Source organism: Parabacteroides chongii, from assembly GCF_029581355.1.
GTDB lineage: Bacteria > Bacteroidota > Bacteroidia > Bacteroidales > Tannerellaceae > Parabacteroides > Parabacteroides chongii.
Window position 1 is genome coordinate 4,096,568 of record NZ_CP120849.1, and the last position, 15,437, is coordinate 4,112,004.

General features: G+C 47.5%; 10 protein-coding genes and 1 riboswitch. Of the genes, 4 read left to right on the plus strand and 6 right to left on the minus strand.

Annotation, left to right across the window (positions count from 1 at the left end):
• Positions 1-234: 234 nt before the first annotated feature.
• Genes P3L47_RS15290 through P3L47_RS15300 form a run of 3 tightly spaced genes read right to left on the minus strand, consistent with a single transcriptional unit; the run spans position 235 to position 5,919 of the window.
• Positions 235-3,369, minus strand: a complete 3,135-nt coding sequence (locus P3L47_RS15290) for an efflux RND transporter permease subunit (RefSeq protein ID WP_277781356.1) — start codon at positions 3,367-3,369, stop codon at positions 235-237.
• Between the two features lie 7 nt (positions 3,370-3,376).
• Complete coding sequence (locus P3L47_RS15295) at positions 3,377-4,495, minus strand: efflux RND transporter periplasmic adaptor subunit (RefSeq protein WP_277781357.1); 1,119 nt, start codon at positions 4,493-4,495, stop codon at positions 3,377-3,379.
• 26 nt (positions 4,496-4,521) lie between these two features.
• The gene (locus tag P3L47_RS15300; RefSeq protein ID WP_277781358.1) at positions 4,522-5,919 is read right to left on the minus strand and encodes an efflux transporter outer membrane subunit; all 1,398 of its coding nucleotides are present in this window, start codon (positions 5,917-5,919) and stop codon (positions 4,522-4,524) included.
• Positions 5,920-6,139: 220 nt separating this feature from the next.
• Here P3L47_RS15300 and bamJ point away from each other — a divergent pair, with 220 nt between their 5' ends.
• Complete coding sequence (gene bamJ / locus P3L47_RS15305; RefSeq protein WP_277781359.1) at positions 6,140-6,586, plus strand: BamJ family beta-barrel-assembly machinery protein; 447 nt, start codon at positions 6,140-6,142, stop codon at positions 6,584-6,586.
• Positions 6,587-6,670: 84 nt separating this feature from the next.
• Here bamJ and P3L47_RS15310 read toward each other — a convergent pair whose 3' ends face one another.
• Positions 6,671-8,956 carry an NADP-dependent malic enzyme gene (locus P3L47_RS15310; protein ID WP_277781360.1) on the minus strand — a complete coding sequence of 762 codons (2,286 nt, stop codon included), beginning with the start codon at positions 8,954-8,956 and terminating at the stop codon, positions 6,671-6,673.
• Positions 8,957-9,148: 192 nt separating this feature from the next.
• Between P3L47_RS15310 and P3L47_RS15315 the strand changes: the two genes are divergently transcribed.
• A complete protein-coding gene (locus tag P3L47_RS15315) occupies positions 9,149-10,450 on the plus strand; it encodes a zinc-dependent metalloproteinase lipoprotein (RefSeq protein WP_122362956.1) in 1,302 nt (433 codons plus the stop codon).
• A gap of 81 nt (positions 10,451-10,531) precedes the next feature.
• Here P3L47_RS15315 and P3L47_RS15320 read toward each other — a convergent pair whose 3' ends face one another.
• Positions 10,532-12,199, minus strand: a complete 1,668-nt coding sequence (locus P3L47_RS15320; protein WP_277781361.1) for a formate--tetrahydrofolate ligase — start codon at positions 12,197-12,199, stop codon at positions 10,532-10,534.
• Between the two features lie 392 nt (positions 12,200-12,591).
• Here P3L47_RS15320 and P3L47_RS15325 point away from each other — a divergent pair, with 392 nt between their 5' ends.
• Complete coding sequence (locus P3L47_RS15325) at positions 12,592-13,044, plus strand: hypothetical protein (RefSeq protein ID WP_277781362.1); 453 nt, start codon at positions 12,592-12,594, stop codon at positions 13,042-13,044.
• A gap of 88 nt (positions 13,045-13,132) precedes the next feature.
• Here P3L47_RS15325 and cobI read toward each other — a convergent pair whose 3' ends face one another.
• Entirely contained in the window at positions 13,133-13,831 is a 699-nt protein-coding gene (gene cobI / locus P3L47_RS15330) for a precorrin-2 C(20)-methyltransferase (protein ID WP_277781363.1), read from the minus strand.
• Between the two features lie 68 nt (positions 13,832-13,899).
• A riboswitch (cobalamin riboswitch) is annotated at positions 13,900-14,102 on the plus strand.
• 49 nt (positions 14,103-14,151) lie between these two features.
• On the opposite strand from cobI, the gene P3L47_RS15335 reads away from it, so the two are divergent.
• Positions 14,152-15,312, plus strand: a complete 1,161-nt coding sequence (locus P3L47_RS15335) for an ABC transporter substrate-binding protein (protein ID WP_277781364.1) — start codon at positions 14,152-14,154, stop codon at positions 15,310-15,312.
• The last annotated feature ends 125 nt before the right edge of the window (positions 15,313-15,437 follow it).

Sequence of the window (15,437 nt, forward strand, 5' to 3'; positions counted from 1 at the left end):
ACCAACCTTATACGTGATTTGTTTTAGATTACTCAACAAAAGTAAAATGTTATTAAACAGAAGTCAAATAGGTAATTTTGATAGGTACATAGGGGCTATTTATTAATGGTTTGTATTAGGGGACGCAAATGACGCAGAAAACGCAGAGTAACGCAGATAAATTATTGTTTAAAAGAAAATAAAAAGTCTGCGAGCGTCTGCGTTTTCTGCGTCCCCTAATACGATCTGAAAGGATCACTTCTTCCCCCCGGAGCTGTTGGGCGACGCTTTATCCAGCCACTTTTCCTGAATGGTTTGCATCCATTCGTAGAAGCTCGGAATGAAAGCGGTGGCGAAGATCGTATTGATCGCCATACCGAATACAACGGCTGCCCCCAGTGAGACACGGCTGGCTGCTCCGGCTCCGGTAGCGAACAGCAACGGCATAACACCCAACACGAAAGCAAACGAAGTCATCAGGATCGGGCGCAAGCGGACGTGTCCGGCTTCGAGAGCCGATTCGCGGATGGAATTACCGGCGGCACGGTAGTCGCGGGCGAACTCGACGATCAGGATACCGTTTTTTGCGGAGAGAGCTATCAGTAGGATAATACCGATCTGAGTGTAGACGCTGACAGGTACGCCCATAATAAAGCAACCCAGGATAGCACCCAGCAACGCAATCGGCAATCCCAGGATGGCCGCCAGCGGGCTTGTCCAACTTTCGTACTGTGCCGAAAGAACGAGGAATGCAACCAGTAATGCCATACCGAAGATCAGGATCGTAGTCGATCCGGCTTTCGTTTCCTGATAGGCGACGGAGGTCCATTCGTAACCGAAGTTATCGCCCAGTTGTTCCTGTATCAGTTCTTCCATGGCCTGTATGGCTTCTCCGGAACTGTATTTCGGGTTGGCGATACAGGTGATGGAGGCGGAGGAATACATATTATACAGGTTGATCTGGTCCAGTCCCAATTGTTGTACGGCTTCTGTAAAGGCGGAGAAAGGAACCATTTTACCTGCACTGTTCTCCAGGCTTAACCGCATAACGTCGTCGATCACTTTCTGAGCCTGTCCGCTGGCTTCGATCTTCACCTGGTAGATACGTCCGAACTCGACAAAGTCATTTACATAAGCGGCTCCCATGTAATAACTTAATGTCGAGAAGACATCGCTCAATTGTAATCCCAGCAACTGTACCTTATCGCGGTCTATGTTCAGCCGGTATTGCGGCACATTGGCCTGATACATACTGGATAGACTCAGGAGCTGAGGCTTGGTATGATAGGTTTCCAGCAACGTCTCGATGGCATGCTGCATTTCGGTCGGTCCCAGGTTCTTGCGGTCTTCCAGCTGTAATTGCAGGCCGCCGGAAGCACCCAGGCCGGGGATGGCAGGAGGGACCAGGGCGAATATCTGCGCTTCCTGGATACCGTAGGCTTCCCGGTTGAAGCGAGTGACGACATCTTGCGCCGTATGACCTTTCCCTTTCCGTTCATTCCAGTTTTTCAGTACGACGAAATAGGTTCCGGCATTCGATAATTCGCCGCCTCCCATCACGGAGAAACCACTGATACCCATATAGGTCTTGACTTCCGGATAACTGTCGAGTATCTTGTTGATCTTCCGGCTTACTTCCTGTGTACGGGGCAGGCTGGCTGCCGGAGGCAACTGGGTTGAAACCAGGAAGTAACCGTCGTCTTCTTCCGGAATGAAAGTAGACGGCCAGCGTATGAACATAATAGCTGCTGCGGCTGAGACGATCAGGAAGATAACCAGTGTGACGATCTGATGTTTCAGCATGCGGTCGACTACATCGTCGTAAACCTTTTGTGTCTTGTCATATACTTTATTGAACGCTTTGAATACGAAAAAGGTCGGATCTTTGGTGACTTGCAGGAATAAGGCACAGAGAGCCGGTGTCAACGTCAGTGAGTTGATACCGCTCAATACGGTTGCGGCTGCGATGGTTAGGGCGAATTGTTTGTAAAGCTGCCCGGAGATACCGCCAATAAAGGTCGTCGGGATAAATACCGCCAATAAGACCAGTACGACACCGACGATCGGTCCGACAATCTCGCCCATCGCTTTGGTCACTGCTTCGCGTGCCGTATATTTCCCCGTGTCCATGTATCGCGACGAGTTCTCGACGACCACGATCGCATCATCCACCACAATGGCAATAGCCAGGATCAACCCGAACAATGTCAGGGTATTGACCGAGAATCCCAGCGCCCCCATTACAGCCAGTGTTCCTATCAATGAAACAGGGATGGTGAGGCAAGGAATGATTACTGCCCGGAAGTTCTGGAGGAACAGGAAGATAACCAGGACGACCAATGCAGTTGTCTCCAGGAAGGTTACTAATACTTCGTCGATGGAGGCGTTTATGACTTCCGTCGTGTCGAGTGTTACGTTATATTCAACACCTTGCGGCAGGGTAGCGGCTATTTCTTCCATTTTCGCCCGTACGGCTTTGGATACTTCCAGCGAGTTGGAACCCGGTAACTGGTAGATGGCAATCGCTGCCGCCTGTTGTCCTTTTAGCTGGGAGGTCACATTGTAAGAGGAACTGCCCAACTCGATGCTGGCTATATCTTTCAGGCGGAGTATTTTGCCGCCTTGTTCGGTCCGTATGATGATATTTCCGAACTCTTCCGGAGTGGTCAGGCGACCTTTTACCGTCAGGGTATATTGGTAAGGATTGTTTGCCTGCGCAATCGGTTGTCCGACATAACCGGCGGATACCTGCCTGTTCTGCGTAGAGATGGCCTGAAAGACCATATCGGGCGTCAGGTTACGGATACGCATGACTTCGGGATCGAGCCAGATACGCATACTGTAATTACCTGCCCCCATTACACTTACTGAACCCACACCAGGCAGACGGGCCAATTGGTCTGTCAGGTTCAGACTGGCATAGTTACTCAGGTAGAGCCCGTCGTAGAGGGGATCTTTAGAGGTCAGTGAAAGCATCATCACAATGTTCGACGATTGTTTGCGGGTCGTGATACCTTGTACGATCACGGCTTCAGGAAGGCTGCTTTGCGCAATGCTGACACGGTTCTGTACCATGACGGTCGCCATGTCGATATCCGTACCGACTGCGAATGTGATGGTCAGTGAATAGGCGCCTGAACTGGAGGAATTGGAACTCATATAGAGCATTCCGTCCACCCCGTTCACCTGTTGTTCGATCGGTAATCCGACGGTCTGTGAGACCGTTTGTGCATCCGCCCCCGGATAAACGGCCGAGACCTGTACGGTAGGCGGTGTGATATCCGGATATTGGGCGATGGGTAATACGTTGAGTGTGACCAATCCTGCTACTACAATGATCAGGGCAAGAACGGTGGCAAAGATCGGTCTGTTTATAAAGAATTTTACCATGACGTTCTTATTTTATGGGGGTAATACTCATTCCGTCCCTAACTTTCAATAAAGCGGTGGTGACGTAACGTTCGTTCGGTTCGATCCCGCTGATGACCTGCCGTAGCGTGTCGTCCACTAGTTGTCCCGGTTCTATATGGCGGTATCGTACGATATTGGAATCATTGACAATATAAAGGTATTTTCCCAGCTGGTCGGTACCGATGGAGGCATCGCGCACCAGGACGGCGTCTTTCTTTTCGCTGTAAGGGAGGGTGATGGTGACGTATAATCCGCTTTTCAATTCCCCGTCCTTATTATCGAGATTGGCACGGACATTCAGTGTCCCGGTCGAGAGGTCTACGTTGGGAGAAAGGTAATCCAGCCGGCCTGTGTAGTTCTGCCGTCCGTTATCTCCCAGGTGTACGGAGATTGTTTCGGGAAGTTTTACGGTGGAGTCGTTCTGAGCGGCTGTGATCATCATCTTCATAAACTGGTTGTCCTCGATGTTGAAGTTTACATACATCAGATCGTCTTTATATAGGGTAGCCAGTGTGACGGGTTGCACGGCTCCGTTTATATAGTTGCCGATATCGTAACTGGCGCGTGTGATCCGTCCGTCGAACGGGGCGCGGATATAGCAATAGCTCAGATTGGTCCGGGCGGTGTTCAGTCCGGCTTCCGCATTACGTACGGAGGCTTCCATTTCGGCTACGGTCGATTGGGCCTGCAGGACCTGGATTTGGCTGACGGCCCCGCTTTTTGCCGCTTCTTTCATCCGCTCGTAATTGCTGCGGGCGTAATCGAGCTGCGCTTTGGAGGTTTTGAGTGCCGCCTCTGCCTGTGTCACATTATCTTTATAAGTATCGGGTTCGATCACGAAGATCAGATCTCCTTTTTTCACTTTGCTGCCTGCTACCAGGTGCGAGGTCTGAAGATAACCGTTTACCCGGGCCACTAGGTTGACCATTAATTCAGAGCTCAGATAACCGGGATAATCTTTTGTCAGTGTAATATCTTTGACTTCCGGTGTTGTTACACTGATGGAAGGAGCCTGTGTCTCCGTCGGCTGTTTTTTCCCTTTACACGATGCCAGAACGAATACCGACAAGGTGATTAGACTGTATTTGGCAAATGTCTTTATCATAATTTTCAACTTTCAATTTTTAATTATCAATTACTCCATCCTCCGCCCAGTGCCTGGTAGAGTTGGATCAGATCGAGAAGGGAATTTCCTTTAGCCTGGGTCAGCTGATTCTCGTAGGTGAGCAGAGAGCGTTGGGCATCCAGTACATTCTGGAACGGTGTCAACCCTTGCTTGTAGAGGTCGAGGGACAGGTCGAGTGTCTGTTGTCCCTGGTTGACCACTTCGCGGAGGGCGACGATCTGTTTAATCGAGTTCTTGTATGAGCTCATCGCATTATCGACTTCCTGTACGGAGGTGAGGACGGTTTCATTGAATTGCCTGATCGTCTCGTCCAGCTGGGCTTTTGCCAGACGTGTTGCCTGTGCCAGTTTACCTCCCTGAAAGAAATTCCAGGAGATGGCGGGTGCGATTTCGTAGGTCAGGCTGTTGTGATTGGCTATTTTATCGATGTCATGCGAAGCGAATCCGATGGAGCCTTTGACGAATACCTGTGGCCACCAGTCGGACTTCGAAGCCCCCAGTGTTGCAGCCTGTGCATTTACCTGGCGTTCGGCAGAGCGTATATCCGGACGGCGAAGCAGGAGATTTGCCGGAAAGCCTATTCCGACTGTTTCGATATAGTCGGGCAGGGGACGGGGGCTGTCGATCAACCCTTTGACATCTTGCGGGTAAAGTCCCATCAGGACGGCCAGTGCATTTGTGTACCGGATGATGCCTGCTTCCAGCATGGGCAGTGAGGCTTTGGTGCTGTAATAGACGGACTGGGCCTGTGCTACGTCGAGCTTTGAAACCAGTCCTGTTTCATATCTTTTCTGCGTGATCTCGACGACCGCCTGTTGTGAGAGGCAGTTTTGCGTTACGACATCGACCTCCTGTTGCAGTTCACGCAGATTGATATAGGCGGATGCGACCTGGGCACAAAGGGATACCATGACTGCGTTGTACTCTTCTTTAGACGCTGCGAAGTTTTCTTTCTGGGCTTTCACACGGTTACGGATACTGCCGAACACATCCAGTTCCCAGCTCATGGAGAGCGAAGCGTCGGCATATTGGGTAACTGTCTGCGGCAGGCTGCTGGTGTTGCCGCTGCTCTGCTGCCGGTTCCATCCGGCTGAGAGCCCCAGTGTAGGCGAATAACTGCCCTGTTGTATGCGCAGGTTGGCTTTTGCCATAGCGATACGATCGGCTGCCATCTGCACAGAATAGTTCTGCTTCACGGCTACATCGATCAGGGAATCCAATACCGGATCATCAAAATTCTTCCACCAGTTGTCTTCAACGGGCAAAGTCTGTTGGAAATTACTGTCGTTCTCCTGCCACGCTTCCGGCAATGCGTGATCGAGGTACTTATGTTTCACCTGTGCCGTTAGCGTTATCGGCAGAAAGAGGCAAAGCACAGTATAACACCATGTACTTATGTGCATAACTTTTTTGTTTAGATTCTACACATAAACACAAAAAAGTCATGCTTGGTTTAATAAGAGGCTTATTTTCACCAGGCAATAGTCATAGGGGAACTTTTTTCTCGTTTAAAACGAACGAAAATTCGTTTTAAACGGGCTATATACTTGTTTAAAACGAATTTCAGCTCGTTTTAAATGAATTTTATCTCGTTTTAAACGAGATTTAGGTTCATTTTTAAGAATGCCTTATCTTTGCGCAGTAAAAGAAAGATTGACTGAGATGGCAAAGAATAAAAAAGAAGAATATAAGGAGCAGAATCTGCAGTACCTGGAAGAAATCGCTTCGCAGGAAGGTGTGAAGAAGTTGGCGGATGGGGTATTATACAAAGTGATAGAGCAGGGGAACGGGACCGTTTCACCTCGTTTGGATAGCGTTGTTTCCGTTCATTATCGGGGGATTTTGATTGATGGGCGCCAATTTGACAATTCCTATAAACGGAATTGTCCGGAGGCTTTTCGCTTGAACCAGGTCATAGAGGGCTGGCAGATTGCACTTCAGCAAATGCATGCAGGAGATAAATGGATTGTCTATATACCTTATACTTGCGGATATGGAAACAGGGCTTCCGGTCCGATACCTGCATTTTCTACCCTGATCTTTGAGGTGGAGTTGTTGGGGATCGCTTAATTGAGGTTCAGTCGTTGCTGAAAAATAAAAATGTCCGGATATCATATCTCTATGATCATCCGGACATTTGTTTTATGGGTTATTTTATTCTCCTTTTTCGATCTGTTCCTGTACGATAGCATCTACGACGGCAACAGTAGTCAGGTTGACAATGTCGCGTGTGGAGCTTTCTACGTCGGTGAAGTGGATCGGTTTGTTCAATCCCATCTGGATCGGGCCGATCGTTTCGGTGATACCCAGTGCATCCAGTAACTTGTAGGCACTGTTGGCGGAACTCAGGTTCGGGAATACCAGGACGTTGACATCCTTCCCTTTCAGTTTGTTGAACGGGTACATATCGTCACGCAATTTCTTATCGAGTACGAAATTAACCTGCATTTCTCCGTCGATCATGATTTCCGGATGGTTCTTGTGCAGATAATCGATCGCATCGTGTACTTTCTGCGGGCTGCCCTGCTTGTCGGAACCGAAGTTGGAATAAGACAACATCGCCATTACCGGATCGTGTGCGAAGAATTTGACTGCATCATGTGTAAGACGGGCAATGTCGATCAATACTTCCGTGGAAGGATGGCGGTTGATCAGTGTATCGGAAATAAAGAAAGTACCTTTCTTACAAGTCATAATGTTCATGGCACCGAAATGCTTATAGGACGGACGGATACCGATAATCTCTTCTGCCAGTTTCGTTACTTCCGAGTAGCGGCTGTAAACACCGGTCACGAATGCATCCGCATCACCTGTCGCTACCATCATCATACCGAATGCATTACGACCAACCATCTTTTCGCGGGCTTCAGAGAAAGTGACGCCTTCGCGTGCTCTTTTTTCCGACAGGATACGGGCATAACGGTCGCGGCGTTCTTCTTCGCGGTCATGGCGCAGATTGATGATCTCAATGCCTTCCAGGCTGAGGTTCTCTTCGGCTGCCAATTTTTCCAGTCGCTCTTCATTACCCAACAGGATCGGATGGCAGATACCTTCGGCTTTCGCTTCTACGGCAGCTTTCAGCATATTGACGTGGTTGGCTTCGGCAAATACGACACGTTTTGGATTGGCTTTTGCCATATCGGTAAAGGAACGAAGCATCTTGTTATCGTATCCCATCATTTCACGCAGATGGTTGGCATAGCCGTCCCAGTCGGTGATAGTCTTACGTGAAACGCCCGATTCGATGGCTGCTTTGGCTACGGCAACGGATACACGTGTCAGCAAACGCGGGTCGAGTGCTTTAGGCAGGATGTAATCGCGTCCGAAAGTAGTACGTTTCAGTTTGTAGGCAGCGTTGACAACGTCGGGAACAGGCTCTTTTGCCAGCTCGGCGATGGCATGGACGGCTGCCAGCTTCATCTCTTCGTTGATCGCTTTGGCATGTGTGTCCAATGCGCCGCGGAAGATATACGGGAATCCCAGTACGTTGTTGATCTGGTTCGGATAGTCGGAACGTCCGGTTGCAAAGATGATGTCTTCGCGGGAAGCCATGGCATCAGCATAGGATATTTCCGGGTTTGGGTTTGCCAGCGCGAATACGATCGGGTTGTCGTTCATACTGCGTACCATGTCCTGTGTCAGGACGTTGGCAACGGATAAGCCCAGGAATACGTCCGCACCTACAACGGCTTCTTCCAGTGTCTTGATATCTTTTGTCGTAGCGAATTCTTTCTTCGACTCGTTCAGGTCTGTGCGATGTGTGGAGATAACGCCTTTACTGTCGCACATGATGATATTTTCTTTGCGTGCTCCCAGCATCACATATAGTTTAGTACATGAGATGGAAGCTGCTCCGGCACCGTTGACGACGATCTTCACGTCTTCGATTTTCTTGCCGGTTATTTCGAGTGCGTTGACCAGGCCGGCTCCTGAGATGATAGCCGTACCGTGCTGGTCATCGTGCATGACCGGAATATCCAGTTCCGCTTTCAGGCGTTGCTCGATCTTAAAACATTCGGGTGCTTTGATGTCTTCCAGGTTGATACCGCCGAAAGTAGGGGCGATCGCCTTGACTGTCTCGATGAATTTATCGGGATCTTTTTCGTTTACTTCAATGTCGAACACGTCGATGCCGGCGAAGATCTTGAAGAGAAGTCCTTTGCCTTCCATAACCGGTTTACCGGCCAGTGCACCGATATTACCCAATCCCAGGACAGCTGTTCCGTTGGAGATAACGGCAACCAGGTTTCCTTTGGATGTATATTTGTATGCATCGAGCGGATTCTTCTCAATTTCCAGACAAGGCTCTGCTACACCGGGTGAATAGGCCAGTGATAGATCGGTCTGTGTACTATAGGGCTTTGTCGGGATTACTTCGATTTTTCCGGGCTTGCCTTCGGAGTGATACCGAAGTGCTTCCTCTTTTGTTACTTTTGCCATAGACTTATGATATTAGTAGATTCAGTTCATGTTTTGAAATCGACCACAAAAGTAACAAATTATTAGATATATAGTGCTGAATGCTTACAATTAGTTGGAAATAATTGCTTTTATCCCCGGTGTTTTTTCAGGTTGCGGAAAAATAATTATCTTTGCTTTCCTGTCTAATGAATGAAAAGAATATAAATCAATATGAGAATCAAATATTTGTTTCTGCTGATTATCCTGACCGGCTTTTGGACCGGGTGTAAAGATTCGGAATTGGATTCGCCGCCCATCGATCTTTCCGAATCAGAGTTTAATGATGTCAGCAATGAAGGGGCTACATTAAAACTGGAAATCACAACCGGTTCGACCTGGACGGCTTCTTCCGATGTGGATTGGTGCAGGCCGCTTCCGGAAAAGGGCACGGGTAATCAATCATTGACGATAGCGGTTGAGGGTAACCTGGAGACGACGCAAAGAACAGCTACCGTGGCAATAGTCAGTGGCGGAACAGAAAAGAAGATACAGATTCATCAGAATGCTGCCACAGGAGAGTTACATTACAAGCTACCTGTCATTTTCCATGTTTTGTATAAGGATCAGTCGGACCGGCTTCAGTATGTCAGCCAAAGCCGTTTGGCGGAGATACTTACTGCTGTTAACAAACTCTACAACGACAATGCTAAAAGTGTAGATATGAATCTCTCTTTTGTGCTTGCCGCATCAGATCCGGCCGGGAATACTTTGAGCACTCCAGGGGTAGAGTATATTCAATACACAGAAGAGTATCCGATCGACTGTGATGAGTTTATGAATGACGAATCCGGTAAATATGTCAAATATTTGTGGGATCCTAATCAATATATCAATGTGATGATATATAATTTTAAAGACGATGCGACTACAAATTCTACCACATTGGGGATTGCCCACATTCCTTTCTCAACAACGGGCAGTAACTACCTGGAGGGACTTAGCGAAACCAAGCAGTCGTATCTCGAACTCGCTAATCTGAAGTTTCCATATAGCGTATCTGTTAATAGCTTGTTTATTAATGATCAATCCAGTCAAACCCAATATAGTACTGCTGATATTACAGTTACTTTGGCCCATGAACTAGGTCATTATCTGGGGTTACACCATGCTTTTTCAGAAGATGAGAAAGGAGTGGCAGACGATTGCATCGATTCTGATTATTGCGATGATACACCGACATACAACAAGGTAAAATATGATGCTGATTACGCTTATATTGCTCAATATGAACCGTCGAAGTTTACATTTGATTATTTGGTGAGGCGGACGAATTGTAGCGGTATAACATTTACTTCTTATAATATTATGGACTATTCGGTCTCTTATTCCGATCGGTTTACGGATGATCAGCGTGACCGTATCCGTCACGTCCTGACGTATAGTCCGCTTATTCCGGGGCCTAAGAAAGGAGTTACCAAGACACGTTCGGCAACTGCAACTCCGCTTGATTTGCCGATACGCGTGATAAAGTAACTGTCGTTATCTGACAAATAAAAAACCGGGCAACAGGATGTCATCTCCTCGTTGCCCGGTTTTTTATTATTGGAATATGTATCAGCTCAGTCCTTCGACCAGTCCGTTGACGATATCGATCCGTTTTGCCTGCGGGTCTTTGGGAAGTCCCGGCATACGCATGATCTCGCCCATAATGACGACGATCATTTCGGCACCGTTGTTGATGACGATGTCACGTACCTTCAGTTCGAAATTCTTCGCAACGCCGTAGGCTTTCGGGTCGGAAGAGAATGAATATTGGGTTTTTGCGATACAGATAGGATAGTGGGAGATTCCCAAACTTTCGATCTGTTTGATCTTTTTATCTGCCAGTGTCGTATAAGTAACTGATGCTGCGCCATAGATTTCTTCAGATACTTTCCGGATTTTATCACGTACGTTATCTGTATCTTCGTAAATGAGTTTCAGCGGGCCTGACGGCTTGTTTTCGATTGTATCTACTACCAGTTTAGCCAGTTCCACGCCACCTTCTCCGCCTTCTGCGAATACACTGTTCATGGCAAAACCGACACCCAACTCTTTACAATGCTCGGCAACCAGGGCGATTTCTTCGTCCGTATCGGTTGCGTAACGGTTGAAAGTAACGATTACTTCCTGACCGAAACGTTTCATGTTAGCTACGTGTTTGTCGAGGTTGGCAAATCCGTTGCGCAGACCTTCGATGTTCTGTTCCTTGATCTGTGATTCCGGAACGCCGCCATGTAGTTTCAAGCTTTGTGCCGTAGCGACGATAACGGTCAGTTTCGGTTTCAGTCCGGCTTTACGGCATTTGATATCGAAGAACTTTTCTGCACCCAGGTCGGCACCGAAACCGGCTTCTGTGATGACATAGTCGCCGTAAGTAAGTGCCATCTTTGTGGCGATGATCGAGTTACAGCCGTGGGCAATGTTGGCGAACGGACCGCCGTGTACGAATGCAGGAGTATTTTCCGTTGTCTGTACGAGGTTGGGCAGCAGGGCGTCTTTCAGCAATACGGTGATTGCTCCTGCTACACCCAAGTCGTTGACTGTGAACGGTTGGTCGTCGTAGGTATATCCCAGCAGGATATTACCGATGCGGCGCTTCAAGTCTTCCAAATCGGTAGCCAGGCAAAGGATTGCCATCATTTCGGAAGCAGGAGTGATGTCGAATCCGGTTTCTGTAGGCACGCCGTTGGCTGAGCCGCCCAGACCGGATACGATGTTACGCAGGCTACGGTCGTTTACATCGAGTACACGTTTCCATTTGATCTCTTTCAGACCTTCGCAGGTATGGCGGGTCTGATAGATATAATTGTCCAGCAACGCTGTGATCATATTATGAGCGGAAGTAACGGCGTGGAAATCGCCGGTGAAATGCAAGTTGATGTTCTCCATCGGCAGGACCTGTGCGTATCCGCCGCCGGCTGCTCCACCTTTCATACCGAAGCATGGACCCAGTGAGGGTTCACGCAGGGCGGCAACTGCTTTTTTTCCGATCTTGTTCAGTCCCAGGGCCAGGCCGATAGATACGGTTGTTTTACCAATACCAGCTTTGGTAGGCGTAATGGCCGTTACCAGGATCAGGTTATGTTCTTTGATTTTCTCTTCATCGATCAGATGAAGGGGCACTTTGGCGATATACCGACCATAGTTTTGTACTTCTTCGCGCGGAATACCCAAACCTGTGGCTACTTCCTTTATTTTACGAAGGGAGACTTCTCTTGCAATTTCTATATCCGATTTCATGTGCTTATGTAAGTTTAAGAGGCAACAAAAGTATATTATTTTTAATTAAATAACAAAATGATAGTATGAAAGGTTGTGAAGCTGGATAACTACGTGTTATTTGTGTTATATTGATAAAAGTTACTAAAAATAGAGTAAAAATGACTGTTTGGTAAGTAAAGTTCGCGTTTTTCGTGTTATTTGTAATCTTCAGTTGACAATATCGGCGCATTTAGACAGCTTCTGTCTTAAAGTATTTTAAAATATGGATTAAAGATTGCTGTATATGATAATTTGTCTAATTTTGCATTGTCACGATAACAAAATGAAGCTGACAGCAAGTTTATGGTGATAAAAAGAAAGTGTATAACAATTTTAAAAACTTCGGTTTATGTAATTAAGGAGATTTGATTATGACAACAATGAGATTTAGTATGGCAGGGGTAGCCGCAAGAGAAGCAGAAACAGGATCATGGTTAAGAACAATTGCAGATTGTTTGGGGATCCGTATGTTTTCGAAGATGAGTCCTTCGGTAAGTACAAGTAATGTTGGTTGGGATACCACCAAACAGAAAGAAATTCAGGATCTTCATCACTATGCCGTCTGTAACTTGATCCCAAAGGCTGGAATTTATCAGATGAATCTGCTTGAATCGCTGGCGCAGTCGGCTTCCATCTATTCACCGGAAGAAGTGGAGTCTCTTTATACTGAAACGAATAAAAAGATAGAGGAGATCAGCTGTCATATTTCAGGGGTGTTGGTAAGTGCACGGGAGTTGTGCAAGTCGGGACACCAGAACTGGGAGTCGGTTCAGTCGCTTCGCTATCATATGAACCGCCTGAGCGGTATTATAGAATCTGCCTAGTTTTTGCAAAACAATATCGGAATAGATCGTATCTGTGAATATCCCCTTCATTTCCGGATGCTGTCAAGCCTCCGGATTATGGAGGGGATTATTGTATGATCATCAGTGAGAAATAGGGGTACACTTTATCAGCTATGACTTTTCTGTCGGACGTGTAATATTCTTTCTCTGTCCCCACATTTTCAAAGTAATGGAACTGTGTCTGCGGATGCTTGCGGATACATTCGTGTACGGCATCTACGCATTGTGACAGTTTCATGATGACGATAACATATCCGGCGTTTATCTTTTCGCTCAGTTCTGCGGCAGAAGGTGTACCGGGAATGACAACGATTTGCTCTTCCTGTTTGACGATATGCAAGCCTGCCAAAGCTCCGGCAGCAATGAAAGCCGGAATACCGGCAATGCGTTGTACGGCAATCCCTGCACCTGTAAATTTATCGTATAGGTATTGTATGGACGAATAAAATCCGGCATCGCCTTCGGCAACGATAACGATCTGTTTGCCTTCCACATATTGGGTTGCAGCTTCGTTGTAGAGGGTATCGTAGACTTTCCAGGCCTCCGTACGGTCTTTGCTCATGGGGAGTATAAAGCAGTGGATAGCCGTTTCATTTATCTCCAGGGCGCGTACGATATCAGCGGCACGTGAAATGCTCTCGCGTTGTCTGTTGCGGGTGGCGGGACAGTAGATAATATCTGCTTTCTGGAGTTGGCGGAGACCTTTCACCGTGATAAGTTCCGGTTCGCCGGGACCTAATGATACAAAACTGATCGGATAAGTCATTTTATTCTTGTTCTTTTATTTGGGATGCAAATGTGCTGAAAATAGTGTAAAGTTGCAAACTTCTTATTACTTTTGCGCTCGAAATCGGTTCTGTAAAACTCCTGTCCATGGAGACAGATTAAAAGGGAACCGGGTGTAAATCCCGGACAGTCCACGCTGCTGTGAAGCTTTATAAACATCCTGATAATACCTTTTGCCACTGGTCTTTGCGATCGGGAAGGCATTCGGGATGGAAGTAAGTCAGAAGACCTGCCATTTTTTTGCATAACGATTGTCCTCGTGGGTTTGGACGGTTTGTGTCGGATAAAAACAAATAGAATATGAATAAGTATTTAGTCGGTGGCTGCCTGTTAGCGTTAATGGCTACATCGTGCGCATCGAAAGGAAATCAGCAGGAGAAAGAGAATGCATCGTCGCAACAAACGATTACGACGGATAGGATGGTCCAGGTTAAACCTGAATATGCCGAAGGTTTTCAGTTGACCTATGCCGACGGTTATGTCCTGGTAGATATACATGACCCGCAGAATGAAGAAAGCACGCATTTCCTGTATGCATTGGTTCCCCGCGGGACGAAGCCGGAAGGTCTTCCTGCTGATTATACGGTGATCGAAACACCTGTGCGCAGTGCCATTTGTATGACCTCCCTGCAGCTCTCCAATTTCATTAAGTTGGGAGCGGAGGATAAGGTGGTCGGTATCACGAGTACGCGCCATCTGTTTAATAAGACTATCAATGAACAGTTGAAGGAAGGAAAGACAGCGAAGATCGGGATCGAAGGTAATTTCGATAATGAGGTGATTATGAGTATCAATCCCGACCTGATCCTGATCTCTCCCTTTAAACGTGGCGGATACGAGACGATGAAAGATGTCGGTATCCCTCTGATTCCTCATCTGGGATATAAAGAAATGACACCGCTGGGACAGGCTGAATGGATTAAGTTTGTCGGTCTGTTACTTGGGATGGAGCAGGAAGCCAATGATAAATTCTCAGCTATAGAAAACCGCTACAACGAACTGAAAGAGCTGACTGCCGAAGGTAAAGTGCAGAGACGTCCTATCGTGTTCAGTGGCGAAATACATGGTGGTAACTGGTATGCGGTAGGAGGGAAGAGCTTCCTTGCACAGCTTTTCAAAGATGCCGGCGCTGATTACTTTTTGAAAGACGACGATCGCTCCGGCGGTGTGACACTCGACTTCGAGACGGTTTATAACCAGGCGGATGAAGCCGATTACTGGCGTATCGTAAACAGCTATCCGGGAACATATACTTATAAATCACTGAAAGATCAGGATCCCCGTTATGCAGACTTCCGTGCCTTCAAGGAAAAAGGAGTGATCTACTGTAATATGCGGGAGAAACCTTTTTACGAAAGTATGCCGACCGAGCCGGAAGTGCTGCTGGCCGACCTACTGCATATCTTTCATCCGAGCCTGTTACCCAACCATACTCCTGCCTATTATGATTTGCTTAAATAGTTTTTTTGCGCAGACAGCCTGCGCCGACCGATGCATGCAGCATGAGCGCCCCGTCTCACACATCGTGAGCGCCTCGGCTCATGCAACCTGCGGGCCTCGGCTCATACAACATGAGCCGAAGCGCT